General features: G+C 45.6%; 27 protein-coding genes and 1 pseudogene. 15 read left to right on the forward strand and 13 right to left on the reverse strand.

Going from position 1 to position 23,689, the window contains the following annotated elements:
• Nucleotides 1-37: 37 nt before the first annotated feature.
• The gene (locus A8O14_RS01835; protein ID WP_068947948.1) at nt 38-385 is read right to left on the reverse strand and encodes an FKBP-type peptidyl-prolyl cis-trans isomerase; all 348 of its coding nucleotides are present in this window, start codon (nt 383-385) and stop codon (nt 38-40) included.
• 86 nt (nt 386-471) lie between these two features.
• On the opposite strand from A8O14_RS01835, the gene A8O14_RS01840 reads away from it, so the two are divergent.
• Nucleotides 472-1,488 carry a DUF6352 family protein gene (locus tag A8O14_RS01840; RefSeq protein WP_068947949.1) on the forward strand — a complete coding sequence of 339 codons (1,017 nt, stop codon included), beginning with the start codon at nt 472-474 and terminating at the stop codon, nt 1,486-1,488.
• Here the strand turns inward: A8O14_RS01840 and A8O14_RS01845 are convergent.
• Entirely contained in the window at nt 1,485-2,678 is a 1,194-nt protein-coding gene (locus tag A8O14_RS01845) for an MFS transporter (RefSeq protein WP_068947950.1), read from the reverse strand. The two genes, A8O14_RS01840 and A8O14_RS01845, sit on opposite strands and share 4 nt — an antisense overlap.
• Before the next feature lie 236 nt (nt 2,679-2,914).
• Between A8O14_RS01845 and A8O14_RS01850 the strand changes: the two genes are divergently transcribed.
• The 6 genes and pseudogenes from A8O14_RS01850 (at nt 2,915) to A8O14_RS01875 (ending at nt 8,981) form a co-directional block, all read left to right on the forward strand.
• A complete protein-coding gene (locus A8O14_RS01850) occupies nt 2,915-5,149 on the forward strand; it encodes an NADP-dependent isocitrate dehydrogenase (protein ID WP_068947951.1) in 2,235 nt (744 codons plus the stop codon).
• A 102-nt stretch (nt 5,150-5,251) separates the two neighbouring features.
• A pseudogene (locus tag A8O14_RS01855) lies at nt 5,252-5,659 on the forward strand (BLUF domain-containing protein).
• A 64-nt stretch (nt 5,660-5,723) separates the two neighbouring features.
• Nucleotides 5,724-6,686: a protein-methionine-sulfoxide reductase catalytic subunit MsrP gene (msrP, locus tag A8O14_RS01860; protein WP_068947952.1), complete on the forward strand. Its 963-nt coding sequence runs from the start codon at nt 5,724-5,726 to the stop codon at nt 6,684-6,686.
• Between the two features lie 4 nt (nt 6,687-6,690).
• On the forward strand, nt 6,691-7,272 hold the full coding sequence (locus A8O14_RS01865) for a lipocalin family protein (RefSeq protein ID WP_068947953.1): 582 nt from the start codon (nt 6,691-6,693) through the stop codon (nt 7,270-7,272).
• Between the two features lies 1 nt (nt 7,273).
• Complete coding sequence (locus tag A8O14_RS01870) at nt 7,274-8,197, forward strand: MBL fold metallo-hydrolase (RefSeq protein WP_068947954.1); 924 nt, start codon at nt 7,274-7,276, stop codon at nt 8,195-8,197.
• 13 nt (nt 8,198-8,210) lie between these two features.
• Nucleotides 8,211-8,981, forward strand: coding sequence for an SDR family NAD(P)-dependent oxidoreductase (locus tag A8O14_RS01875; RefSeq protein WP_068947955.1), 771 nt, complete (start codon nt 8,211-8,213; stop codon nt 8,979-8,981).
• Here the strand turns inward: A8O14_RS01875 and A8O14_RS01880 are convergent.
• A complete protein-coding gene (locus A8O14_RS01880; RefSeq protein WP_068947956.1) occupies nt 8,978-9,526 on the reverse strand; it encodes a DUF2889 domain-containing protein in 549 nt (182 codons plus the stop codon). The genes A8O14_RS01875 and A8O14_RS01880 overlap by 4 nt on opposite strands.
• 112 nt (nt 9,527-9,638) lie before the next feature.
• Here A8O14_RS01880 and A8O14_RS01885 point away from each other — a divergent pair, with 112 nt between their 5' ends.
• Together A8O14_RS01885 and A8O14_RS01890 are read left to right on the forward strand one after the other, a co-directional pair.
• Nucleotides 9,639-10,367, forward strand: coding sequence for a pseudouridine synthase (locus A8O14_RS01885; RefSeq protein ID WP_068947957.1), 729 nt, complete (start codon nt 9,639-9,641; stop codon nt 10,365-10,367).
• Complete coding sequence (locus A8O14_RS01890) at nt 10,364-10,657, forward strand: 4a-hydroxytetrahydrobiopterin dehydratase (RefSeq protein WP_068947958.1); 294 nt, start codon at nt 10,364-10,366, stop codon at nt 10,655-10,657. The genes A8O14_RS01885 and A8O14_RS01890 overlap by 4 nt, the downstream gene beginning before the upstream one ends.
• A 3-nt stretch (nt 10,658-10,660) precedes the next feature.
• Here A8O14_RS01890 and A8O14_RS01895 read toward each other — a convergent pair whose 3' ends face one another.
• Nucleotides 10,661-10,876 (reverse strand): hypothetical protein, encoded by a 216-nt coding sequence (locus A8O14_RS01895; protein ID WP_068947959.1) that lies wholly within the window; start codon nt 10,874-10,876, stop codon nt 10,661-10,663.
• Between the two features lie 163 nt (nt 10,877-11,039).
• On the opposite strand from A8O14_RS01895, the gene A8O14_RS01900 reads away from it, so the two are divergent.
• The 4 genes from A8O14_RS01900 (at nt 11,040) to A8O14_RS01915 (ending at nt 14,784) form a co-directional block, all read left to right on the forward strand.
• Nucleotides 11,040-11,537, forward strand: a complete 498-nt coding sequence (locus A8O14_RS01900; protein WP_068947960.1) for a (2Fe-2S)-binding protein — start codon at nt 11,040-11,042, stop codon at nt 11,535-11,537.
• Nucleotides 11,538-11,547: 10 nt separating this feature from the next.
• Nucleotides 11,548-13,755 (forward strand): xanthine dehydrogenase family protein molybdopterin-binding subunit, encoded by a 2,208-nt coding sequence (locus A8O14_RS01905; RefSeq protein ID WP_068947961.1) that lies wholly within the window; start codon nt 11,548-11,550, stop codon nt 13,753-13,755.
• Between the two features lie 69 nt (nt 13,756-13,824).
• Entirely contained in the window at nt 13,825-14,415 is a 591-nt protein-coding gene (locus A8O14_RS01910; protein WP_068947962.1) for a protein-methionine-sulfoxide reductase heme-binding subunit MsrQ, read from the forward strand.
• 45 nt (nt 14,416-14,460) lie between these two features.
• On the forward strand, nt 14,461-14,784 hold the full coding sequence (locus A8O14_RS01915; RefSeq protein ID WP_228385093.1) for a hypothetical protein: 324 nt from the start codon (nt 14,461-14,463) through the stop codon (nt 14,782-14,784).
• 13 nt (nt 14,785-14,797) lie between these two features.
• Here the strand turns inward: A8O14_RS01915 and A8O14_RS01920 are convergent, their stop codons facing one another.
• A complete protein-coding gene (locus A8O14_RS01920) occupies nt 14,798-15,421 on the reverse strand; it encodes an SOS response-associated peptidase (protein ID WP_068947963.1) in 624 nt (207 codons plus the stop codon).
• A gap of 89 nt (nt 15,422-15,510) precedes the next feature.
• On the opposite strand from A8O14_RS01920, the gene A8O14_RS01925 reads away from it, so the two are divergent.
• Entirely contained in the window at nt 15,511-16,338 is an 828-nt protein-coding gene (locus tag A8O14_RS01925) for a foldase protein PrsA (RefSeq protein WP_228385094.1), read from the forward strand.
• Between the two features lie 42 nt (nt 16,339-16,380).
• Here A8O14_RS01925 and A8O14_RS01930 read toward each other — a convergent pair whose 3' ends face one another.
• Genes A8O14_RS01930 through fdxA form a run of 4 tightly spaced genes read right to left on the reverse strand, consistent with a single transcriptional unit; the run spans nt 16,381 to nt 19,112 of the window.
• Nucleotides 16,381-16,869: a dihydrofolate reductase gene (locus tag A8O14_RS01930; RefSeq protein ID WP_068947965.1), complete on the reverse strand. Its 489-nt coding sequence runs from the start codon at nt 16,867-16,869 to the stop codon at nt 16,381-16,383.
• 12 nt (nt 16,870-16,881) lie between these two features.
• The gene (locus A8O14_RS01935; RefSeq protein WP_068947966.1) at nt 16,882-17,676 is read right to left on the reverse strand and encodes a thymidylate synthase; all 795 of its coding nucleotides are present in this window, start codon (nt 17,674-17,676) and stop codon (nt 16,882-16,884) included.
• 44 nt (nt 17,677-17,720) lie between these two features.
• Complete coding sequence (locus A8O14_RS01940) at nt 17,721-18,770, reverse strand: NAD(P)/FAD-dependent oxidoreductase (protein ID WP_068947967.1); 1,050 nt, start codon at nt 18,768-18,770, stop codon at nt 17,721-17,723.
• An 18-nt stretch (nt 18,771-18,788) separates the two neighbouring features.
• Nucleotides 18,789-19,112, reverse strand: a complete 324-nt coding sequence (gene fdxA, locus A8O14_RS01945; RefSeq protein ID WP_068322070.1) for a ferredoxin FdxA — start codon at nt 19,110-19,112, stop codon at nt 18,789-18,791.
• Nucleotides 19,113-19,210: 98 nt separating this feature from the next.
• Here fdxA and A8O14_RS01950 point away from each other — a divergent pair, with 98 nt between their 5' ends.
• On the forward strand, nt 19,211-20,236 hold the full coding sequence (locus A8O14_RS01950; protein WP_068947968.1) for a 2-hydroxyacid dehydrogenase: 1,026 nt from the start codon (nt 19,211-19,213) through the stop codon (nt 20,234-20,236).
• 70 nt (nt 20,237-20,306) lie between these two features.
• Here A8O14_RS01950 and A8O14_RS01955 read toward each other — a convergent pair whose 3' ends face one another.
• From A8O14_RS01955 to moaA, 4 genes are read right to left on the reverse strand one after another with little or no spacing between them, the layout of a single operon-like run.
• Nucleotides 20,307-20,600 carry a hypothetical protein gene (locus tag A8O14_RS01955; RefSeq protein ID WP_068947969.1) on the reverse strand — a complete coding sequence of 98 codons (294 nt, stop codon included), beginning with the start codon at nt 20,598-20,600 and terminating at the stop codon, nt 20,307-20,309.
• Between the two features lie 12 nt (nt 20,601-20,612).
• Nucleotides 20,613-21,929, reverse strand: a complete 1,317-nt coding sequence (gene moeA / locus A8O14_RS01960; protein ID WP_068947970.1) for a molybdopterin molybdotransferase MoeA — start codon at nt 21,927-21,929, stop codon at nt 20,613-20,615.
• Nucleotides 21,926-22,531, reverse strand: coding sequence for a molybdenum cofactor guanylyltransferase MobA (mobA, locus tag A8O14_RS01965; RefSeq protein WP_068947971.1), 606 nt, complete (start codon nt 22,529-22,531; stop codon nt 21,926-21,928). Before mobA ends, moeA begins: the two co-directional genes overlap by 4 nt.
• Nucleotides 22,531-23,658 carry a GTP 3',8-cyclase MoaA gene (gene moaA, locus A8O14_RS01970; RefSeq protein ID WP_068947972.1) on the reverse strand — a complete coding sequence of 376 codons (1,128 nt, stop codon included), beginning with the start codon at nt 23,656-23,658 and terminating at the stop codon, nt 22,531-22,533. Before moaA ends, mobA begins: the two co-directional genes overlap by 1 nt.
• Nucleotides 23,659-23,689: the final 31 nt, after the last annotated feature.

Consider the following 23,689-nt stretch of genomic DNA (forward strand, 5'->3'; position numbering starts at 1 on the left):
CCCTTGGGTGGCTTTTTATTTGAGTGCTAGACTCTTCTTAGTTGATGCCGTGTAATTCCACGTCAAAAACGAGTGTTGCATTAGGAGGGATAACACCGCCTGCGCCTCGGGCGCCATAGCCCATCTCCGATGGGATGATTAAGGTGCGCTTCCCACCAATCTTCATGCCAGCAACGCCTTGGTCCCAGCCTTTAATGACATGTCCAGCACCCAGTGGGAAGCTAAAGAGCTGTCCGCGATCGAGTGAGCTATCAAATTTCTGGCCCTTATGATCAGGGGCGCTCTCATCGTATAGCCAGCCGGTGTAATGGACGTCAACGTGATTGCCAGCAGCAGCTTCTTTGCCATCGCCAACAACAGTATCGATTTTTTTGAGTTCAGTCATGATGTTTTCCTATTGGGTGCAAATTGACTGGCTAGTATATTCTGAGCTCTAGATTATTACTTTAGGCATATCGAAAGCTTCGTGACATGATGAATTACTGGTCCAATTCCCCATATCAAACACTGCTACCCAGCCCTGACGGACAGTTGCTAGTAACGAATGACTTTTTGCGTACCTATTTGCATAGACCAGAACTGAATCTGGTGCCAGAATCTTGCGCAGCCGAACAGATGCTTCATCAGCGCTTGCTTGAGAATCCCCTTACTGAGATCGCTGACTCAGATATCAAGGCGATGGCAGATGAAGATATTCAAGAAAACTATCGCGTCTGGTTGCGCTATCGAGATCGATTGGTCGCTGCAAGCTCATTAGAAAATTTTTATATGAGCTTATTTAAAGGCGATGGCGTTGATGTGCCCCCTTTATTCGTCATGCAGTTAGCGCAGATTTTTGTGCGCCATATCCTAGGAGAGAATGCACATCCGCTGGAAGTGCGTATGGGTGAACTATTCTTTCGAGCTCAAAAAATCAGTGTGCTTGAAGACAGTATTGTGATGGGTGCAGATGAGGAAGTGATTGCACGCAATGCCCAGGCGGGCGAATCTGGAAACATCATGGATCTTTTGAAAGGCAAATCCATGCTGACCCGATCTGCAGATCTTGATGTTTTATATGAAGACAATGCTGGTGAATATTGGGCGCGCAATGAAGACTTTGATTTTGCTGTTCAGCTCAACTTTGGTCACGAGCCCATTAATCATTTTTGTCGTGTACTTGAAAAGTGGATCAAGCACTTTTTAGGTGTCGCAGTACGTATTACGCCAATGCAGCAAATTAGTGATCCGAAGTGGTCTTGGCATGTTGGTTTAGATGCCGCAGCGACGGAGATACTCAATAAGCTCTATCACAAGGAAACCCTCGATACTGATGAGCTTGAGAAAGTTATTTGCTTATTTCGGCTAGATTTTATTGATGAGGCTGCAGTCACTAAAGCTCAACAAGGCAAACCAGTCTACTTAGCGATTGCCATGAACGATCAGCAGCAATTAAAGCTCAAACCTCAAAACCTATTATTTAATTTACCGCTGACTAAAGCTTCTTAGGCGACAGCTTGCTTTTTATTTTGAGCGGCAAGCCAAAGCAACGCCAAGGCTGTAATGACTACCGGGATGAGCGAGCCCATGTTTAAGATGCTCCAGCCCTGAGAAGTGACGAGGGCACCTGAGCCAAAAGAGGTGAAGGCCATTGTGCCAAATACAAAAAAATTGATGGCTGCTTGCGCTTTATCCCGCTCATTAGGTTTATAGGCAGTCATTGCTAAAGAGGTGGAGCCAGTAAATAAGAAATTCCATCCAACACCAAGTAGGAAGAGGGCGATCAAGAATTGCTGGAGATCTACTCCCGTTAATGCAATCAGAATACAGAGAAAATTAAGGCACACTCCTACCCCCATAATTTTGAGGGCGCCAAAACGTTGAATGAGGGCGCCTGTGAAAAATCCAGGAGCAAACATGCCGATCACATGCCACTCCAATACCAGCGCCGTATCTGAAAACGGTAAACCGCAAATTTGCATAGCAAGGGGTGTGGCTGCCATAAGGAGATTCATAACGCCGTAACCCAGAGATGCGCCAATTACCGCAACCATAAATACGGGCTGCTGGAGGATGATCTTGAGCGAACGTCCATCTGAAAGTGCATGCTGGGTTTTGAATTCTTCAGGAAAGTGAATGAACTGCATAACGATGATGCCAATCAGAGCGGCAATCGACAGCGTGAGATAAGCACCCAAGAAGGCGGTGCTGAAGAAATCTCGCGTCCATGAAGCTAAATTGGGCCCAATCACTGCCCCCAGAATTCCACCAGCCAAAACCCAGGACACCGCCTTATCGCGCTGACTCGCTTCAGTCAGTTCTGCTGCTGCAAACCGGTAGAGTTGTCCGTTGGCGCTGTAGTAGCCCGCAATAAAGGTGCCGGCAACTAATAGCCAGAAGTTTTTACTGAGTGCGGCATAGGCGCACAAAAGGGCAGACAGCACAGCTACCAACAGCCCTAGCTGGAATGAAATCTTGCGACCAAAGCGATTTTGGGATTTGGCAACAATTGAGGTGGAGAAGGCCGCCCCAACTACATAGCCCATGACAGGAAGGGTGGCCATCCAGTTGACTGGCGCTAAGCTGAAACCTACTAGACCATTAATGGCGATGAAGGTGACGTTATTGGTCAGGAATAGTCCCTGGCACAAAATCAGCAAGACAAGGTTTTTATTGAGTAATGGGTGCTTACTGGTCATGGCTTGCAGTTTACGGGGAATTTAGCGCTTTAGCTGACTCGGTGGATTCCCTTAAATTGGGGTTTATATGTCGGTTTCAGGTGCAAAACCCCCATTTTTACCAACCCCAATGATTTAAAATTGAAGACTCGCCTCATTGGCAAAAGCCAGCTAAAAGCGGCTTCCAAAATGCGGAATATGAGAGTGGCAGGGTAAAAACCTGACTCTGTAAATTTATCAATATCGAGGAAAAGTTAATGGCTTCAGAGAAATCAAAGATTATTTACACGCTGACAGATGAAGCGCCACTTTTGGCGACCTGCGCATTTTTGCCGATCATCCGTACTTTTACAGCGCCTGCTGGAGTAGAAATTGTAAAAAGCGACATTTCTGTTGCTGCTCGTATCTTGGCTGAATTTTCTGATTGCTTAACTGCTGAACAAAAAGTGCCTGATAACTTGGCTGAGCTCGGCAAAATGACTTTGCTCCCAGATACCAATATCATCAAGCTGCCAAATATCAGTGCATCAGTTCCTCAATTACTTGCGGCGATTAAAGAACTGCAAAATAAAGGCTACAAGATCCCGAATTTCCCAGACGATCCTAAAACGGATGAAGAAAAAGCCACCCGCGCTCGTTATTCCAAATGCTTGGGCAGTTCAGTAAACCCAGTATTGCGTGAAGGTAACTCTGACCGTCGAGCTCCTCCCGCTGTTAAACGTTATGCCCGTAAGAATCCTCACTCAATGGGTGAGTGGAGTCAGGCATCGCGTACACACGTCTCCCATATGCATGGCGGCGACTTCTACTCTAGCGAGAAGTCAATGACCATGACTAAGGCCTGTGATGTAAAGATGGACTTAGTGACCAAGAGTGGCAAAACCATTGTTTTGAAACCAAAGGTCTCCTTATTGGCTGGCGAGATTATCGACAGCATGTACATGAGCAAAAAAGCATTGTGCGAGTTCTACGAAAAAGAAATCGAAGATGCTTATAAGACAGGCATGATGCTGTCCTTGCACGTTAAGGCAACCATGATGAAGGTTTCACATCCGATCGTGTTCGGTCACGCTGTGAAGATCTTCTACAAAGACGCTTTTGAAAAACATGCTAAGTTGTTTGAAGAGCTGGGTGTGAATGCCAACAACGGTATGAGCAGCCTCTACGACAAGATCAAAACCTTGCCAGAGTCTAAGCGTGAAGAAATCATTCAAGATTTGCACGCTTGCCACGAGCATCGTCCCGCTTTGGCGATGGTCGACTCCGCTAAAGGCATTACCAACTTGCATTCTCCAAGTGACGTGATCGTGGATGCTTCTATGCCTGCCATGATTCGTGTTGGTGGCAAGATGTGGGGTGCAGATGGTCGTTTGCATGACACCAAGGCTGTGATTCCAGAAAGTACCTTTGCTCGTATCTATCAAGAAATGATCAATTTCTGTAAGACGCATGGCAACTTTGACCCAACTACTATGGGTACAGTGCCTAACGTGGGCTTGATGGCTCAACAGGCAGAAGAGTATGGTTCACACGATAAGACTTTTGAGATTCCAGAGGCTGGTATAGCACGTATCGTCGCTGATGATGGCACTGTATTGCTTGAGCAGAATGTGGAAGAGGGTGACATCTGGCGTATGTGCCAATGTAAAGATGCGCCGATTCGTGACTGGGTCAAATTGGCAGTCAATCGTGCGCGTCTCTCCAATACTCCAGCAGTATTCTGGTTAGATGAGTACCGTCCACATGAGGCGGAGTTAATTAAGAAGGTTAAAACTTACCTCAAGGACTACGACCTCGAAGGCGTTGATATCCAGATCATGTCTCAGACCCGTGCAATGCGTTACACACTAGAGCGTGTGATTCGCGGCAAAGACACGATCTCTGTAACCGGCAACATCTTGCGTGACTACCTCACCGATTTGTTCCCAATCATGGAATTGGGAACCAGCGCTAAGATGCTTTCCATCGTACCTTTGATGGCTGGTGGAGGTCTTTTTGAGACTGGTGCTGGCGGTTCTGCTCCTAAGCACGTTCAACAACTTGTTGAAGAAAATCATTTGCGCTGGGATTCGCTGGGCGAGTTCTTGGCCTTAGCAGTTTCTCTTGAAGACATCGGTGATAAGACCGGAAATCCAAAAGTGAAGATCTTGGCGCGTACCTTGGACGAAGCGACTGGCAAGTTGTTAGATAACAATAAGTCACCTTCACCACGTACTGGCGAGCTAGATAACCGCGGAAGCCAGTTTTACCTAGCGATGTACTGGGCTGAGGCTTTGGCAGCGCAAACTGAAGATAAGGAGTTGCAAGCTTACTTTGCACCTTTGGCTAAAACTTTGATTGAAAATGAGAAGAAAATTACCGATGAGCTCAAAGCGGTTCAGGGTAAGCCAGCTGATATCGGTGGTTACTATGTTGCTGATCCTGAAAAATGCAAGGCTGTGATGCGCCCAAGCGCTACCTTCAATGCCGCGCTGAAGGCAGCAAGAGTCTAGTAGGTATAAGCGATAAGACCTAATTGAATCAATTGGGTTTAAGATGAAAAAGCAAACTCTCGGGTTTGCTTTTTTGTCGTTAGAGACCCCTTAAAAGCAATCATGCCAAAACCAAAAGACCTCGTTGAATTAACCTATCTGAGCGAAGCAGTCTCGGATATGTCTTTTCTGGGTTTGATGCGCTTGTTGGAGTCAGCTCGCGCTTTTAATCAGCAGCATGGCATTACTGGCATTCTGTTTTATGACAACCAGTAGTTTGGTCAGGTCATTGAGGGTGAGCGCGCCAACATCATGAAAGTCTGGAAACGTATTCAGGAAGATAAGCGTCATCACCGTATTGAGTTATTAGAAATTCGGGAGATCGACGAGCGGAGTTACCCAGAATGGTTACTCCGGTTTTACGGCGGAGAAACTCTGGTTAAAGACTATCCTGTTCTAGCTGGCATGGTCGGGGGAATGGATAAACATAGCCTAGCATTGTTGAATAAAATGCGTGAAGCGCAGCATTAATCAATAGAACGCACGTAAATCAAAACAGTAGCAAAATAGCTCTATTACTTAGATGGAGCCTTCCATGGTGTTTATCGATAAAACAATTGTTCCCAGTGACATCACACCAAAAGCGGTTTTTGAAAATCGCCGTACATTAATTAAGGCTGCCGCTGCTGGTAGCTTTGGAGCAGCCTTAGCGCCTTGGTTTTCGAGAGAGGCGTTAGCAGCTACTCCAGAAAAGTTGAGCGCAACGCTCAATTCGACCTACAGCACTAAAGATGAAGCAACGCCATATAAATATGTGACGAGCTATAACAACTTCTATGAGTTTGGCACTGATAAATCGGATCCAGCAGCTAATGCTGGAAGTTTGCAAACGAGGCCTTGGACTATCTCTATCGAAGGTTTAGTAAAAAAACCAGTGATACTTGATATTGATGCTTTACTAAAGTTGGCGTCCATGGAGGAGCGTATTTATCGGATGCGCTGTGTCGAGGGTTGGTCAATGATCATTCCTTGGGACGGATATTCGCTTTCCAAGTTGATTGATAAAGTAGAGCCATTGGGCTCGGCCAAGTATGTAGAATTTATTTCACTGGCAGATCGTAAACAAATGCCAGGAATCAGCAGCAACATCATTAATTGGCCTTATCGCGAAGGTTTGCGTATGGATGAGGCTATGAATCCCTTGACGCTTCTCACTTTTGGCCTATATGGCGAGGTTCTCCCCAAGCAAAATGGTGCTCCAGTGCGCATCGTGGTGCCCTGGAAATATGGATTTAAGAGCGCAAAATCGATTGTCAAAATTCGGTTTACAGAAGAGATGCCTAAAACCAGCTGGAATCAATTCGATGCGCGAGAGTATGGCTTTTACTCCAATGTAAACCCACAGGTTGATCATCCGCGTTGGAGTCAAGCGACAGAGCGTCGTATTGGCGATCCAAAAGGTATGTTTGCTCCGAAGATCAAAACGCAAATGTTTAATGGATATGCCGATCAAGTCGCCAGCATGTATGCTGGTATGGATTTGAAAAAATACTATTAAACAAATGAGCAAATTTTACTCGGCGGTAGTTGTTGCATTCCTTGGCGGCTTTCTTCTATTAATCAGCTTACCTGGCCATAGCCAAACTGCTGACGCTCCAGTTAAAACGATTGCATCGTTGGATGTTCCTCGCTACTTAGGAACCTGGTATGAGATTGCCAAGTTCCCGAATTGGTTTCAAAAAAAATGTGTCAGCAATACACAGGCAGCCTATTCGCTTAGACCTGATGGCAATCTCAAAGTACTCAACAGTTGTAAGCAGGCGGATGGAGAGATATCTCAGGCTGAAGGCTTGGCTCGGCAAATTGGCGCCAAGGATTCTCCAAAGCTTGAAGTGCGCTTTGCACCAGCATGGTTAGGATTTTTGCCCATGGTTTGGGGCGACTATTGGGTCATTGATTTAGACCCTCAGTATCAAGTCGCTGCTGTGAGCGATCCTAAGCGCGAGTATCTGTGGATTCTTTCCAGAACGCCGCAAATGGACAAAAAGACTTATGAAGAATTACTTTCTCGTTTGCAGGCCCAGCAATTTGATATTCGTAAACTAGAGCTCACTTCGCAAGCAGTGCAAAGCCAGAAGAACTAAATTGAGCATACTAACTTTGCCTCCAGGGATTGAGGTATTCGAGCGAGGCTGGTTATCCGCAAATAATATTTTTCATTTCGGCGACGATGACGTTTCTTTAGTCGATAGCGGCTACCATACTCATCAAGCCATGACCATTAATCTAGTGCGCAATGCGCTAGAAAAACATGGACTCAAGACCTTGAATAAGGTTGTTAATACACATCTACATTCGGATCATTGCGGAGGAAATGCTGACCTTGTTAAGACTTTTGCTTGCGAAATTGGTATTCCTGCTGCAGAAGCATTAGCAGTACAAGATTGGAATGAAGAATTATTAAGCTATCAAAACTTGGGTCAAGAATGTCCTCGCTTCAAGCATGATTATTTGCTGGTCCCGGGAAATGACATCGTGTTAGGGCGTTATACGTGGAAGATACTGTCAGCACCAGGTCATGATCCCCATTCAGTCATGCTCTATCAAGAACGACACGGTATTCTGATTTCTGCGGATGCCCTGTGGGAAGAGGGGTTTGGCGTTATTTTTCCTGAGCTCTGGGGTGAACCTGGCTTTGAAGAGGTAGCGCAGACCTTAGATCTTATTGACGATCTTGCTATCTCGCTAGTGATACCAGGGCATGGAAAAGTATTTACCGATGTCGCTAAATCAATCGCAGCAGCTCGCTCAAGATTGGATTACCTAGCATCGGATCCTGACCGTAATGCCCGCCATGGGGCGAAAGTGTTATTAAAGTACAAGTTGATCGAGTGGCAATCCAAAGGCCTTAATGAAGTCATTGATTGGATTGGACGAACTCCAGCGCTAAAGAGTGCAGCAAATCAGCTTAATATGGATGCACAGGAATTTTCCCAATGGTTGCCACAAGCTTTAGTGAAGTCTGGGGCAGCCATATTGGATGGCAAAAATTTAATCGATAAAGTTTAAAAAAAGAGGACATATGGAACATACTGTTTTAGTGACTGGCGCTACTGCTGGTTTTGGTGAAGCAACTGCGCGTCGATTTTTAGCACATGGCCACAAAGTGATTGCGGTTGGCAGAAGAACCGATCGTCTAGAGGCTCTCAAAACATCTTTGCCAGCAGACCAACAGAAAAAATTATTAACTCTCGCTATAGATGTTTGTGATAGCGCCAAAGTAGATGCATTAGCAAGTAACTTGCCTGCTGAATTTGCCAAAGTCACCGTTCTTGTGAATAACGCTGGTCTCGCTTTAGGTCTCGAGCCTGCACACAAGGCTTTCTTGAGCGACTGGGACAAAATGATCGATACCAACATTAAAGGTTTGGTTCATATGAGCCGTGCATTCTTGCCTGGTATGGTCGAGCGAAAGTGCGGCCATGTGATTAATTTGGGGTCAGTAGCGGCGAACTATCCATATCCTGGTGGCAATGTTTACGGTGGCACGAAAGCATTTGTAAAGCAGTTCAGCTTGAACTTGCGTGCTGATTTAATCGGGACCCCAGTGCGTGTGACATGTATTGAACCTGGTATGTGTGCGGGCACAGAGTTTTCAAATGTGCGCTTTAAGGGCGACGATGATAAAGCGAGTAAGGTTTATGACGGTGTAAAAGCTTTAAGTGCTGACGATGTTGCTGAAGCAATTTATTGGTCAGCTACTTTGCCAAGCCACATGAATATTAATGTTTTAGAACTTATGCCAGTTCAACAAGCATTTAATCCATTCAATATTCACCGCGGAGAGCTTTAAGACTTGTTGTCTTGATCTTTCCAGCGGTAAAACTGCGGATAGATACGCATCACCACGGGGCCATTGAAGTCCCACGATTTGCAGGTGCCTAAATAGAGGGGTGGCTTGCTTTCGTCGGGATCAAATAGCGCCCCTGGAATTGCCTGAAAGGCTGCGGTTGCAAGGCTATTGAGTAGTTCACGTAAGTGAGTGCAGCCGGCAATTCCGCCTAAATGGGTTTGGATGGTTTTGCGCCATCCTTTACCTAAGCGCTCACCAATCAACCCATCCATAGATGGAATGACATGAGGGCATTCAGGGTGGGGGTGGCCATCCATGGCTACTTCGATATCTTGAATAACCAATTCAGTATTTAAAGTAAGGCGTACCCACATATCATGGAAAGCCTCGCCAGGTTGCCAGGTTTTCGTACCAGTAATAAATGGCTTTGTCTTGAAATCCCTGAGATGACCTTCAATATCCCATAGGCTATCTTCCCTTTCAAAACCTTGAAAGGTAATTTCTCGGGTGTGTAGTAGTGATCGGGGTTTAGGAGTCGAGAGCATGAGGGAAGGGTGATTGAAGGGCTTAGTGTTTTGGTATTTCTAATGATAATGAATTGAAAAGGCATCTTTCTGATCTGCTGAAATTGAGCCCCTGTAGTATTCTCTGCAGCATATGGCCAAACCAATTTCCCTTGAAAAAATCTTATTTAGCCAAGGCTTTGGCACCAGGCGCTATTGCAGTGATTTGGTTTATGCCGATCTGGTGAAGGTCAATGGGGTTGTGGCTGAAGATCCTGAAGAGCGTATTCCAACTGAAGGTCTCATACTCAATGTTGAGGGCAAAGATTGGGAGTATCACGAAAAAGCCTATATTGCTTTTAATAAGCCGCCTAACTATGAGTGCTCTCATAAAACGACACACCATCCTAGTATTTACAGCTTATTACCAGCCCCTTTTGTAGAGCGCGGTTTGCAATGCGTAGGACGCTTGGACTATGACACCACAGGATTGTTGTTGATTTCTGATGATGGTCAATTCATTCATAAAATGACCACCCCTAAAAAGAATATTGGTAAGGTGTATGAGATCACGACCCCCGACCCCATTACGCAATACCAAATCGATCACCTGATGAATGGCGTTATATTGGATGATGATCCACGGCCATGCTATGCAACAGCCTGTAAACAAGTTTCAGAAAATGTCTTGGCAATGACTATCGTTGAGGGTCGCTATCACCAGGTAAAGCGAATGATGGCCGCAGTGGGCAATCATGTGGCTAAATTACACCGTACAGAAATTGGTGCTTATGTCATGCCGGCTGATTTAGCGGAAGGTCAGTGGCGCTGGCTTTATGAAGATGATTTAAAGCAGTTATCACAAAGTGTGGATGCAAAATGAGTAGACAACCCTTACCAAAAGACTATGACTTTCAAGCCTCTATTCCTTTGTGGAGACTAGAGGGTATTCAAATTTCTCGCGAGTTTATTTTTAAAGACTTCAAAGAGGCTTTTGCTTTTATGACGCTCTGCGCGCAATACGCTGAAGAAATTGATCATCACCCTGATTGGAGTAATTCTTGGAATAAGGTGGTGGTGCACTTGAGTACCCATTCAGCAAAAGCGCTTACCGAGTTGGATATTCAGATGGCAAAAGCAATGGATGCAATTGCCTTACAAGTCCTAACTTAGGGCTTAATGCTCTTCACCCTCGTGATCTTCCTCATTGAGGCTCATCAAAATGGTTGCTAAGAGGCCATAAACCACTTCAGTAGAAATCATGCCATCTTCATCAAGCTCATCAATTAAGTCATTCAAGCAATCTTCAGTTGGCTCATTGAGCAGGGTCATGGCACATTCGCACCCATAGTCAAAATCTTCGTCGTTTTGGGGTTGATTTTCGTTTGTCATAAATATCCTTAATTGAGGGGTTCAGAATAGCAAATTACCTTCCTCTGGGATAGCAATAATTCTTCGTATAGGCCTTCTGGGTCGGATTTATCTCTATTGATGTGCACCCGCAAAAATCTAATAATGATTTATAGTGATTCAAAAATAAAACAGAGGAGGCAGCATGCAGCTAAATATCAATGGGCAGACCCAGAATATCGACGTAGAGCCTAATATGCCCTTGTTATGGGCTATTCGAGAAGTAGTTGGATTAACGGGCACAAAATATGGTTGTGGAGTCGCTCAATGCGGCGCCTGTACGGTCTATATGAATGGTGAACCTGTGCGCTCCTGTTCGATCCCGGTATCCGCAGTAGGTGCTGCCAAGATCACCACGATCGAATCGCTTTCCAAAGACAACTCACACCCAGTTCAGCAAGCTTGGATTGCTTTAGATGTGCCTCAATGTGGCTACTGTCAGTCTGGTCAAGTGATGGCTGCTGCAGCTTTATTAAAGAGAATCCCAAAACCAACCGATGCAGATATTGATAACGCGATGTCCAACATTTGTCGTTGCGGTACTTATCAAAAAATTCGGGATGGCATTCATGTTGCCTCTGGTCAGAAAAAACTAGCAGAAGTGTTGGCGCAATACCAAGCTTCTCCTGCAACACGTGGTTAAGGGGAAGAATATGACTATCGAAAATATTTCACGTCGCGACTTCATTATTAAGGGCACCTTAGTTGGTGGCGGCCTCATGCTGGGAGTGGGCGCATTACCTGAATTTGCCTTTGCACAAGCTGGTCAATATGACCCAAATTCGCCCACGAAGGCTGGGGAGGCAGAGGTTAATGCTTGGGTCAGCATCAAGCCTGATGACACTGTTTACGTCAGAATTGCACGCTCAGAAATGGGTCAGGGTACTCGCACAGGTTTAGCTCAGTTAGTTACTGAAGAATTGGAGTGCAACTGGAAAAAAGTGAAGACTCAGTCAGCCACTCCAGGTCAAAGTTTGGCACGCAAGCGTGTTTGGGGTGAGCATGGTACTGGTGGTAGCCGTGGCATTCGCATATCAGAAGATTATGTTCGACGTGGTGCAGCAGCAGCTCGCATTATGTTGGTTCAAGCTGCTGCTAATCAATGGAATGTACCGGTCAGCGAATTAACTGTTAACAAAGGTGTCATTACCCATACCCCAACGGGCCGTAAAACGACCTACGGAAAAGTTGCCGAGCTTGCATCGACACTCACGCCTCCTGATCCAAAATCGATCACCCTAAGAGATCCTCGTGACTGGAAAGTTGCTGGCCAGCCCTATGCACGTTTAGACACTGCCAATAAGGTGAACGGCACAAAAGTCTATGGCGCAGATTTACAGATGCCAGGCATGTTGTGCGCCTCAGTAAAAGCTTGCCCGGTATTTGGTGGAAAGCTTGTGAGCTATGACGAAGCCAAGATTAAAAACTTACGTGGTGTTAAGGGTGTAGTCAAGATTGATGATAGTACTGTGGCGGTAGTTGCCGATACTTGGTGGCGCGCAAACACTGCTTTGAATGCTTTGCCAATTGTGTGGGATGAGGGGAAAGGCGCAGGCGTTTCTCAGGGTGACATTGATAAGATGTTGCGCGCTGGCTTGGATGAGCAAGGTGATTTTTGGCAGCGTAAGGTGGGTGATGCCCCAGAAGTGATTAATAGCTCCTCTAAAAAAGTGGAAGCTATCTATTACACGCCATTTCGTGCTCACGTCACAATGGAGCCTATGAACGCCACCGTTAAGATTAGTGGTGATCGTGCAGAAGCATGGGTGCCAACGCAAAATGGTGAGGGATCACTCGCAGCATTATCAGAGGCAACTGGTATTCCATTAGCTAATTGTGAGGTTTACAAACTGGATTCTGGTTGTGGATTAGGCCGTCGTGGCTCCACCCAAGACTTCACCACTTTTGCAGCTAAGGTTGCCATGCAATATCCTGGCGTACCCGTGAAGGTGCTCTGGAGTCGTGAAGAAGATATGACCCATGACTATTACCACCCGATTGCGATGGCTAAGATGTCTGCAGGGCTTGATGCTAGTGGCAATGTCACCGGTATGCATATTAAGGTTGCAGGTCAATCCATCAACGCAACACTTGCTCCAGCTGCAATTAAAGATGGCAAGGATGAGCGTCAATTACAAGGCTTTTATGAGAAGGGGCCTGATGCTCAACTGGGCTATACATTCCCAACTCTGTTGACCGAATATGTCATGAAGAACACGCATGTCCCAGTAGGGCCATGGCGAGGTGTCAATACCAATCAAAACGGCATCTTCATGGAATGCTTTATGGATGAATGCGCTAAAGCAGCTGGTAAAGATCCAGTGAAGTTTAGGCAGGCGGTCATGCAAAGTCATCCCAAGCATTTGGGTGTGCTTAATGCTGCTGCTCAAAAAGCGAATTGGGATAAGCCGCTTCCTGCGGGAACTTTCCGTGGGGTAGCGCAATTTATGGGCTATGCCAGTTACTCCGCATGCGTTGCTGAGGTTTCGGTAGATGGCAACATCGTTCATGTGAAGCGCTTAGTGTTCGCATTGAACTCTGGCCATGTTGTGAACCCTTATTTAACTCGTGAACAGATTGAAGGTTCTGTAGCAATGGCTTTGGGTGCAATCTTTAATCCCGAGATCACGGTTGAAAATGGCCGCATCAAGCAACAGAACTTAGACTCTTATCCGATGCTTAAGTTAGCCTCTACACCAAGAATCGAGACAGTCTTAGTGCCGACCTATGATTTCTGGGGTGGAGTTGGTGAGCCAACGATTTGCGTTGTTGGGCCGGCGGTTGCAAACGCAGTATCTGCAGCGATTGGCAGACCCGTGCGCAACTTCCCTCTTTATAAAGAAGGTTTGAGTTTGGCATAGCTTATTGAACGCAGGCAACATAAAACGACCTCATCAGAGAGATTTGATGGGGTCGTTTAACATTGACGAATGAAGTTTCTGAAAAGCATCCTCTTTCTTGCCTCGCTCATACCATTGGGGCGCTTGTTATGGTTAGGATATTTAGATAACTTAGGCGCCAATCCGATTGAATTGATTACACGCTCCACTGGTACTTGGGCACTAGTATTTCTCTGCATCACATTAGCAATGACTCCACTGCGATTAATCACAGGCTCGGGTATGTGGATTAGGATGCGTCGTATGTTTGGCCTGTTCTGTTTTTTCTATGCCAGTATTCATTTTTCAATTTGGCTATTACTCGATCAAAGTCTTGACCTACAGGCAATGGTCCATGATGTGCTCAAAAGGCCATTTATTACTATGGGATTCTTGAGTCTAGTCTTACTTATGCCGCTAGCAGTCACATCAAATGCTTGGGCGGTCAAAAAACTAGGGCGCCGCTGGAGTTTGTTACATAAATTGATTTATGTAATTGCGCTTACGGTGATCGCACATTATTGGTGGCATAAAGCTGGCAAGAATGATTTAGAAACAGTCTCAATTTATGCAGGCGTGATCAGTCTTTTGTTATTAGTGCGACTTCCATTTATCAAAGATAGACTCCGAATCACGTCCTAGGGGCTCTTATTAGGAGGGTAGGCTGAATCCTCTTACAATCAATTAATGAAGAAAATCTACTTTGGTATTAGAGTTACCCTTGTGACGATAAGTTTTTCAGCTTTAGGTCAAACTAACTCAAGCCAAGAGATGAAAACTTTTTTACCATACACCCCTGAACAGCTAAAGTCATTTAATAATCAAAAGATCTCTCCAGCAGAGGGCCCATTTGGACCAGTTAACTTAACTCAGCAGCAGCTCAACTTACAGCAAAAGCCAAATCTTGATTCCAAGTTCTTTAATGTCCCTGACGGTGAGCAAGAGGCTGAAGCTCTAGAAACAGAGTCTGCCGATCCATATCAACCGATGACGCCAGCAATCTCTTTTTAGGATCGCGGTAGATTTATTCAGAAAAAACCAGTTCGGGAATGGATTCAAGATTCAGCAGTGCTTGCGCAGTTTCGGGTGTTGCATTTAGCCAGTCATGAAATAACTCAGGCCGTAAGGGCACAACAGTGCGTTTCTCATCTTCGGGTTTATGACAGCGATTCATGACGGGGTGCTTGTTTGCCTCTATTGTCAGCATTGAAAAAGACACAATTAACTCACCAGTTTCTGGTTCGGTCCAGGTATCCCAAATCGAGGCAATCGCCATAGGCTCACGATTAGCTTGCGTAATTTTGGTGCGTACGGCTTTACCGGTTTCATAACAAGGCTCATAAAAAGCATCAGCCAATGCCAAAGCATAGTGACGCTTAGACCATGCATGTCTATAGGAAGGTTTTTCAGTAACGGTTTCAGATCTAGCGTTATACGTTTTCCTGCCAAATTCCTCATCTTTTGCCCAAGACGGTATTAGGCCAAAGCGCGCAGGACCAATAACAGTTCGCTGGGTGTTATGACTTTTTAAAATAATCGTTCCGGGGTACGTCGGGAATACATCGTGCGCAGTTGAAGCTGGCAGATCAAGATCAAAATGGGTCTTAACCCAATCGACATTAACGGTGGTGAGGTACTGAACGCACATGAGACCATTTTACCGTTGGCCTATGGCATTACCTCTGCTGTTAGTATTAGGGATATATTTTAGAAAGACCCATCCTCATGAAGCCTTTTATGTCTCAACTCAAACCAGTATCAGTTCGCCTTATTTCAGCTAGCCTTTTGACACTTGCTTTATGCGGCACTGCGTATGCTCAACAAAGTGGATTGCCCATTAATGCTGCCGCTTCAGTCAATGGCACCATCATCACTAACGATATGGTTGAGCAGGGTATTAAAGTAGCTCTTGCGCAAGGTCAAAAAGACTCTCCTGAATTGCGTAAAGCAGTGATCGAAAAATACATTGAAGTTTTATTGTTATCTCAACAGGCTGAAAAAGATGGCTTGGCAAATTCAGAAAAAGCCAATTCTCAGTTAACGATGATTCGCCAAAATTATTTAGCTGATCTTGAGCTCTCTACATTCATGGCGCAAAATCCGATTTCTGATGCTGACGTTCAGGCGGAGTACAACAAGCAAGTATCTTCACTGGGGCCGCAAGGCCTGATCGTGGAATACAAAATTAGTGATATCGCAGTTGCTTCAGAAGCTGATGCGCAAGCTGCCTTGAACCGTATTAAAAAGGGTGAGGCATTTGATAAGGTTGCTAAAAGCATTTCCTTAGCCCCCAATAAGGCACAGGGCGGTGCTGCTGGTTGGGTTCAACCTGGTCAAGTGCCACCCCAAATATCAGCAGTCTTAGTCAATCTTGGAAAAGGTCAAACATCGGCGCCAATTCAATTGCAGCAAGGCTGGTACTTGGTCAAGCTGGAAGATAAGAAGTCTACTAAACCACCTACTTTTGAGCAGGCTAAGCCAGCGATTCGTGCGGGCATAGCGCAGAGAAAACAATTTGAATTTATTTCTGGGATTGCGAAGAATTCAAAAATTGTGGTTCAGTAATCAATAAACTGATCAAATAAAAAGGACTCCTAGGAGTCCTTTTTATTTGCGCTCAAGCGTTATAAAGTTAAAGTGAATGCCGTTTTCTGATCCAGGTGTGCGTTCGACCTCTTTCCAATCTGATGGATTAGGAACTTCAAAGAAGGTATCGCCACCCTCAACATCCATATCAATCTCGGTGATAAAGAGGCGATCCGCTTTGTGAAATGCTTGTTTAAAGAGTTGCTCTCCACCAATGACAAAGACTCTTGGTGCTTCACTTAATTGATTCAAGGCTTCATCCAGAGAGCTGGCTAATTCTCCACCAGCCAACTCATAATTTGCATTACGACTAACCACAATATTGCGACGTCCTGGTAGAGGTCGGCCAATCGACTCCCAAGTCTTGCGACCCATGATCACTGGGTGACCCATGGTGACGCGTTTAAAAAACTGTAAATCAGCCGAGATTTTCCAAGGCATTTGATTGTCGCGACCAATCACGTGATTCCGTGAGCGGGCAACAATCATTGAGATAGCGGGTTGTGTCATATCGAGCGCTTCTTAGACAGCCACGGGAGCTTTGATGTGGGGATGGGATTCATAACCCAAAATCTCAAAATCTTCGAACTCATAATCAAAGATCGAAGCGGGTTTGCGCAAGATATTGAGTTTAGGTAGCGGGAAGAAATCTCTTGATAGCTGGAGCTCTACTTGTTCAAGATGATTGCTATACAAGTGGCAATCACCGCCAGTCCAAATAAAATCACCCACTTCTAGGTTACATTGCTGAGCCATCATGTGAGTCAGTAATGCATAGCTGGCGATATTAAATGGAACGCCTAAGAAGATATCTGCGCTGCGCTGATAAAGTTGGCATGACAACTTGCCATCAGCCACATAAAACTGAAAGAAGGCGTGGCAAGGTGCCAATGCCATGCGTGGAATGTCTGCAACGTTCCACGCTGAAACAATGATGCGACGTGAGTCAGGATTCTTTTTAATAGTCTCCACAACCTCGCTAATTTGGTCGATGTGCTGTCCATTGGGCGCAGGCCAAGAACGCCATTGATAACCATAGATTGGACCGAGATCGCCATCAGGTGCAGCCCATTCATTCCAAATGGATACACCACGTTCTTTCAACCAATTGTTATCTGTACTGCCTTTGAGGAACCACAGTAATTCATAGATGATGGATTTGAGATGAAGCTTCTTGGTAGTCACCATTGGGAAGCCATCAGCTAAGTTAAAACGCATCTGGTGGCCAAATACCGAGATCGTGCCAGTGCCAGTCCTATCGGACTTTTGAACGCCCTTAGCAAGGACTTCTTTCATTAGATCGTGATATTGGCGCATATAAATCAACTAAAAATGGATTAACGGATACCCGTAAGGATAGCCTATTCGAATGTGGCTGGCTTTACCCCAAGTGCCTTATGGAGCTTGGGGGAGGTGGTCGTATATTGCAGCTGAATTTGCTTCTCAGGGTTCAGGTATGCGGCTGCCGCAAATGCTGCTAAAGCAGCTTCATGAAAGCCAGATAAAATCAGCTTCTTTTTGCCTGGGTAGAGGTTGATATCCCCCACGGCATAAATTCCAGGAATGCTCGTCTGAAATTTTTCCGTATCAACCATCAGCTGCTTGCGATCAATGTCGAGACCCCATTGGGCAATCGGACCCAGTTTAGGAGAGAGTCCAAAAAAGATCAGGAGATCATCAAGGCTCACGATCTTAGTATTGCCGTCAATATCAGTGACGGTGATTTCAGTGAGTTGATCTTCTTGAGTCTTGTAGTCAGTAATTTGACCAATGAGTAATTGGATTTTTCCAGCAGCACAAAGCTCGCGCATTTTGGCAATGGATTGCGGTGCTCCTTTGAAATCATCGCGACGATGAATCAAGGTAACGCTTGCTGCTCTATCTGCAAAGTACAAAACCCAATCTAGAGCAGAATCCCCGCCACCGCAAATCACAATTCGCTTACCAATAAATCGCTCTGGATATTTAACGCGATAGAAAACTTGTTTATCAACGAAAGCCTCAATCCCCTCTAAATTGAGTAAACGAGGTTGAAAGGCGCCGACCCCAGCGGCAATAAAGACGGTCTTCGCCAGGAAATGTAGGTTTTGTGAGGTGCCGATGAGTATGCGACCATCCGCTTGTTTTTCTAGTTGAGTGACTTCTTGTCCTAAATGAAATTGAGGACTAAAGGGCTCAATCTGCTTGAGTAGATTATTTGTCAGTTCGCGACCAGTGCACACTGGTATCGCGGGAATATCGTAGATTGGCTTATCGGGATAGAGCTCGATACATTGACCGCCAACCACTGGCAAAGAATCAATGACATGCGCTTTAATTTCTAGGAGTCCAAGCTCAAATACTTGGAAGAGACCCACAGGGCCGGCGCCAATGATGACTGCATCAGCTTCTGTGGGTGAGTACAAATCGATTCTCGGGAAGTGAAAGTATTACTTTACTAATTGATCGAGTTTGTTTTTGACATCTTTCCACTCTTCCGCATCTGGAAGGGCAGCTTTTGATTTAGTAATTGATGTCCATGAAGGTGAGAGCTCGGCATTGAGCTTAATAAACGCTTGCTGATCACCGGGCACGTCATCTTCAGCATAAATCGCATTAACTGGGCACTCTGGAACGCAAACTGCACAGTCGATACACTCATCTGGATCGATGACTAAGAAATTAGGCCCTTCGCGGAAGCAGTCAACTGGGCAAACGTCAACGCAGTCGGTATATTTGCAACGGATGCAGGATTCGGTAACAACGTAGGTCATGGTGTTTGATCTAAAGAGCCCTAAATTGAGGGCTGGTAAGTTATAAAACATCAATTTTAGCCGAAATACCTCAATTTACTTGAGGTAAAGTTCCCCATATGAATACACAGACAAATACCCAAACTACCCCTGGAAACGCCTCCAAGAAGCCAAAAATACTGGTTGCAAGGGCGATATTCCCAGAGGCTTTAGCCAAATTAGAGGAATCCTACGAGGTTCGATCGAACCAGGAGGACCGCATCTTTACGCCAGAAGAGTTGCAAAAAGAACTTTCTAGCATAGTAGGGGCTTTAGTTGCTGGTAGCGAGCGAATCGATGCCAGTGCATTGGCGAATGCGAAAGATTTAAAAATTGTGGCCAACATTTCTGTGGGCTATAACAATTTTGATGTGCCTGCGATTAGTGCTGCTGGAGTGATGGCTACCAATACACCAGATGTTCTAACCGATACCACTGCTGATTTTGGTTTTGCATTATTGATGGGTACCGCAAGACGTATTACTGAGTCTGAGCATTGGATACGAGCCGGCCATTGGGATAAGTGGTCGATTGTGAATAATCCTCTTGGTATGGATTTGCATCACAGCACTGTTGGCATTATCGGTATGGGTCGCATCGGCCAAGGTATTGCAAAGCGTGCACTAGGTTTTGGGATGAATGTGATTTATCACAACCGTAGTCGCTTATCTGAAGCTGATGAAAAAGCTTGTAGTGCACGCTATGTTTCTAAGGAAGAGTTGCTACGCACTGCAGATCACGTTGTATTAGTCTTGCCTTACTCGGCAGAGAGTCACCACACTATTGGCGCTAAAGAGATCGCCCTCATGAAACCCACGGCAACCCTAATCAATATCGCCCGCGGCGGCATCGTTGATGACTTAGCGTTAGCGCAGGCACTAAAGGAAAAGAAGATCTTTGCCGCTGGTTTAGATGTGTTTGAGGGTGAGCCGAAAGTCAATCCCGAGCTACTAAAACTGAGCAACGTTGTGCTCGCTCCGCATATTGCTAGTGCAACTGAAAAAACCCGCAGAGCAATGGTTGATTTGGCAATTGATAACCTAAGAGCAGCGCTTGATGGCAAGAGACCACCAAGTTTAATTAATGCTGAGGTGTTTAAGGGTTAGGATTGTAGATCTTCACACAAATAAAAAGCCGAGACATTCTCGGCTTTTTATTTGGTCGCGCTAAAGTAAATTATTCAGCATCAACTTCTTCTGGAAGTTCGCGCAAGGCTAATTCAATACCGCCGAATTTCCCGGCGACCCAGTTATACACTTTACAAGCAACCCAAAGTAAACCAAAGCCGAGCAATGCATTGAGTATCAATGCAGATAGAACGGTAAATCCTGGAATGGCGCCATCACGAATAAAGGCTACAAACAAAGCCAACAAAACGATGGGCACTGAGAAGCAGAGATAAACCAATACAAGGGTTTTAGCGGTGTGTGTTGGGTCGAGAAAGGCGAGTTCTTTTTTGGTAAGTTTCATGATGGAGCAATCTTAAAGCAGTCCATCAAAAAGCGCTATATCCACCCAGTCACCAGCGGCAATATTTCCTTGGTCATGCATAAGAATGACAAAGCAGTTTGCCTCACTCATCGAGCGCAAAATTCCTGCTCCTTGGCTACCAGTGAGTCTGACAGTGGGCTTGCCTTCGCTGTTACGCCCCAAAATGGCGCGTTGAAATTCGGTGCGGCCTGGCTTCTTGCGTATAGCGGTTTCAGAAATTGCTTGCACGAGTGGCGGCTCAGTTTGCTGGGCGCCATTGAGCTGTAAAAGTGCGCTGCGGACAAATTGATAGAAAGTGACCATCACCGCTACAGGGTTGCCGGGTAGGCCAAAGAAGAGGGTCTTGCGTGCTGGAGATTTTCCAGGAACTGGCTTCAGGATGCCAAAAGCCATTGGTCGCCCTGGGCGCATCGCAATTTTCCAGAAACCAACATCACCCAACTCTTGCATGATTTGCTTGGTGAAATCTGCCTCACCAACTGAAACGCCACCGGAAGAAATCAATACATCAGCTTTACTAGCTGCTTCAATAAATGCTTGTTTCAAAACATGAGGATCATCGCGCACAATTCCGCAATCAATAATCTCTAAATCGAGACGATTGAGCAAGCCAGTGAGGCTATATCGGTTGCTGTCATAGATACTGCCAGCATCTAATGCTTGACCAAGTGAGCGCAACTCATCACCTGATGACAGAATTGCCACCTTCAATTTACGGCGCACTTTTAAGGTGGCTATACCGAGTGATGCGGCTAATCCTAAATCAGAGGGTCTCAATAGACGACCCGCAGAAATTGCCGCTTTCCCTTTTTGGAGATCTTCCCCGCGCAAGCGACGATTGTCTCCAGCCTTCAGTAGATCTGACTTAAAGCTAATCAATTCATCACTACTACTGGCGGTAAATTCTTGTGGAATGACAGTGTCACAATCTGCTGGCATGAGGGCGCCAGTCATGATCTTGAGACACTCTCCAACCCCAATCTTGCCCTCGAAGGGCTTGCCCGCTAGGGCAGTGCCGACAATTTTAAGTGTGACGTCTGGGTTATTGGTGGCGAGGCATTTGCCATCGAACGCATAACCATCCATTGCTGAGTTATCTGCCGCAGGGACATCAATTGGCGAGAGTAAATCCTTAGCAAGAATGCGATTGATTGCATGATCAAGTGAGACTGTTTCAAAATCAGCGGGATCATTGATTGCTTGAGACTCTTGCATGAGTTCGCTTACTAAATTTGCAATTGCTTTACGAGCTTCATCAACATGGAGTGATGCGGTCAGCAATATAGAGCTATTTGGTGAATGCTTCATACAGACGCCGCTTCTAATGATTTCAATTCTTCAGGCGTGTTGACGTTTGCAAAAGCATTGGCATCATCAAAAATCACCGTGCTACTTTTTAATTCCTTAAACCAGCGATCAATTTTGAGATCACCTTTCTTTAGAAAATCCTCCAAGGAGTCTTGTAAGTTGGCGCGCATCAAACAAAAGACCGGTTGGGCCCAAACTTTGCCATCCGATTCTTTGCTGGAGGCGTAAACCAATTGAAAGTCACCTTCCTCAAGTTCTGCGGCCATTCTGATGCCTAAATTTTCCGGAAGCAAGGGAGAATCACAGGGAGCAGTAAGTAGATATGGGGTCTTGCAAGCCTTAAGACCTGCTGAGAATCCAGCTAATGGCCCAGAGAAGTCTGGTGTTTCATCCATGATGACGGGGTAACCATAGGCGGCGTACTTAGTAACGTTGCGATTGGCGTTAATGAGAATAGTTCCAACTTGAGGCTTTAAGCGCGTCATTGTGAATTCAATTAACGGCTTTTGATGAAAAGGAATTAATCCTTTATCGATACCACCCATACGCTGAGCACGACCGCCAGCAAGAATGAGTCCCGTAATTTGTGCGCCAGAGATCATTAGCCACCGATGTAAGACATTTCGACCTTACGATTTCCGGCCGATTGGTTGACGGTATGAGAGCCTCGGATTTCAGAGTAGTGGTCAGTGCGTTGTGCCCAAGTATTCATGACGGCATTAGCAATCTCTAAATCACTTTTTCCTGAGCGCAGCATGGTTTTGAAATCAAAACCTTCGTTTGCAAAAAGGCAAAGGTACATTTGACCATCGGTCGAGATCCGAGCGCGGGTACATTCGTGGCAGAAGGTTTGCGTCACGCTAGAGATCACACCAATCTCACCAGTACCATCCGCATAGCGCCACCGTTGCGCTACTTCGCCAGCATAGTTAGGCTCCATAGACTCTAGTGGGTAGATTTCGTTGATGCGGGCAATCACGTCTTTGGAAGGAAGGACCTCTTGCATATTCCAACCGTTAGAGCTGCCGACATCCATAAATTCAATAAAGCGCAAGATGATGCCACTGCCCTTAAAGTGTTTTGCCATGCTGACGATCTCATGATCGTTAGTGCCTTTTTTCACAACCATATTGACCTTGATATTCTCAAAGCCGGCTTCTTGTGCTGCTGCGATGCCATCCAATACATCCGCTACTGGAAAATCAACATCATTCATTTTCCGAAAGATCTCATCATTTAATCCATCAAGGCTGACAGTGAGTCTTTGTAGTCCAGCAGCTTTCAGCGCAGCGGCTTTTTTGCGCAAGATGCTGCCGTTAGTGGTTAAGGTGAGATCTAAAGGTTTTCCAGAAGAGGTTCGCACCGAAGCCAACATCTCAATCAGAAGTACTAAATTCTTACGCAGCAGAGGCTCACCACCAGTTAATCGAATCTTCTCAACGCCAAGAGTTGAGAAGATAGTGGTGAGGCGTGTTATTTCTTCAAAGCTCAATAATTCTTTGTGAGCAAGGTAAGGATAGTTTTGATCGAAGACTTCTTTGGGCATGCAATAAGTGCAGCGGAAGTTACAGCGATCTGTGACCGAGATGCGAAGATCACGCAAAGTGCGACCACGGGTGTCTTGGGTACGATCATGAGGTGCATGCAATTCCTCGCCAATGGGTGGCGTAAGGCCTTTGCCTTCATCAATGCGGATGGGAATTACTTTGGAAATTGCTTTTTCAACCATATTCTGAATTATGGCTGTGAAACGGTCTTTC

This window comes from Polynucleobacter wuianus, assembly GCF_001659725.1.
Classification (GTDB): Bacteria; Pseudomonadota; Gammaproteobacteria; order Burkholderiales; family Burkholderiaceae; genus Polynucleobacter; species Polynucleobacter wuianus.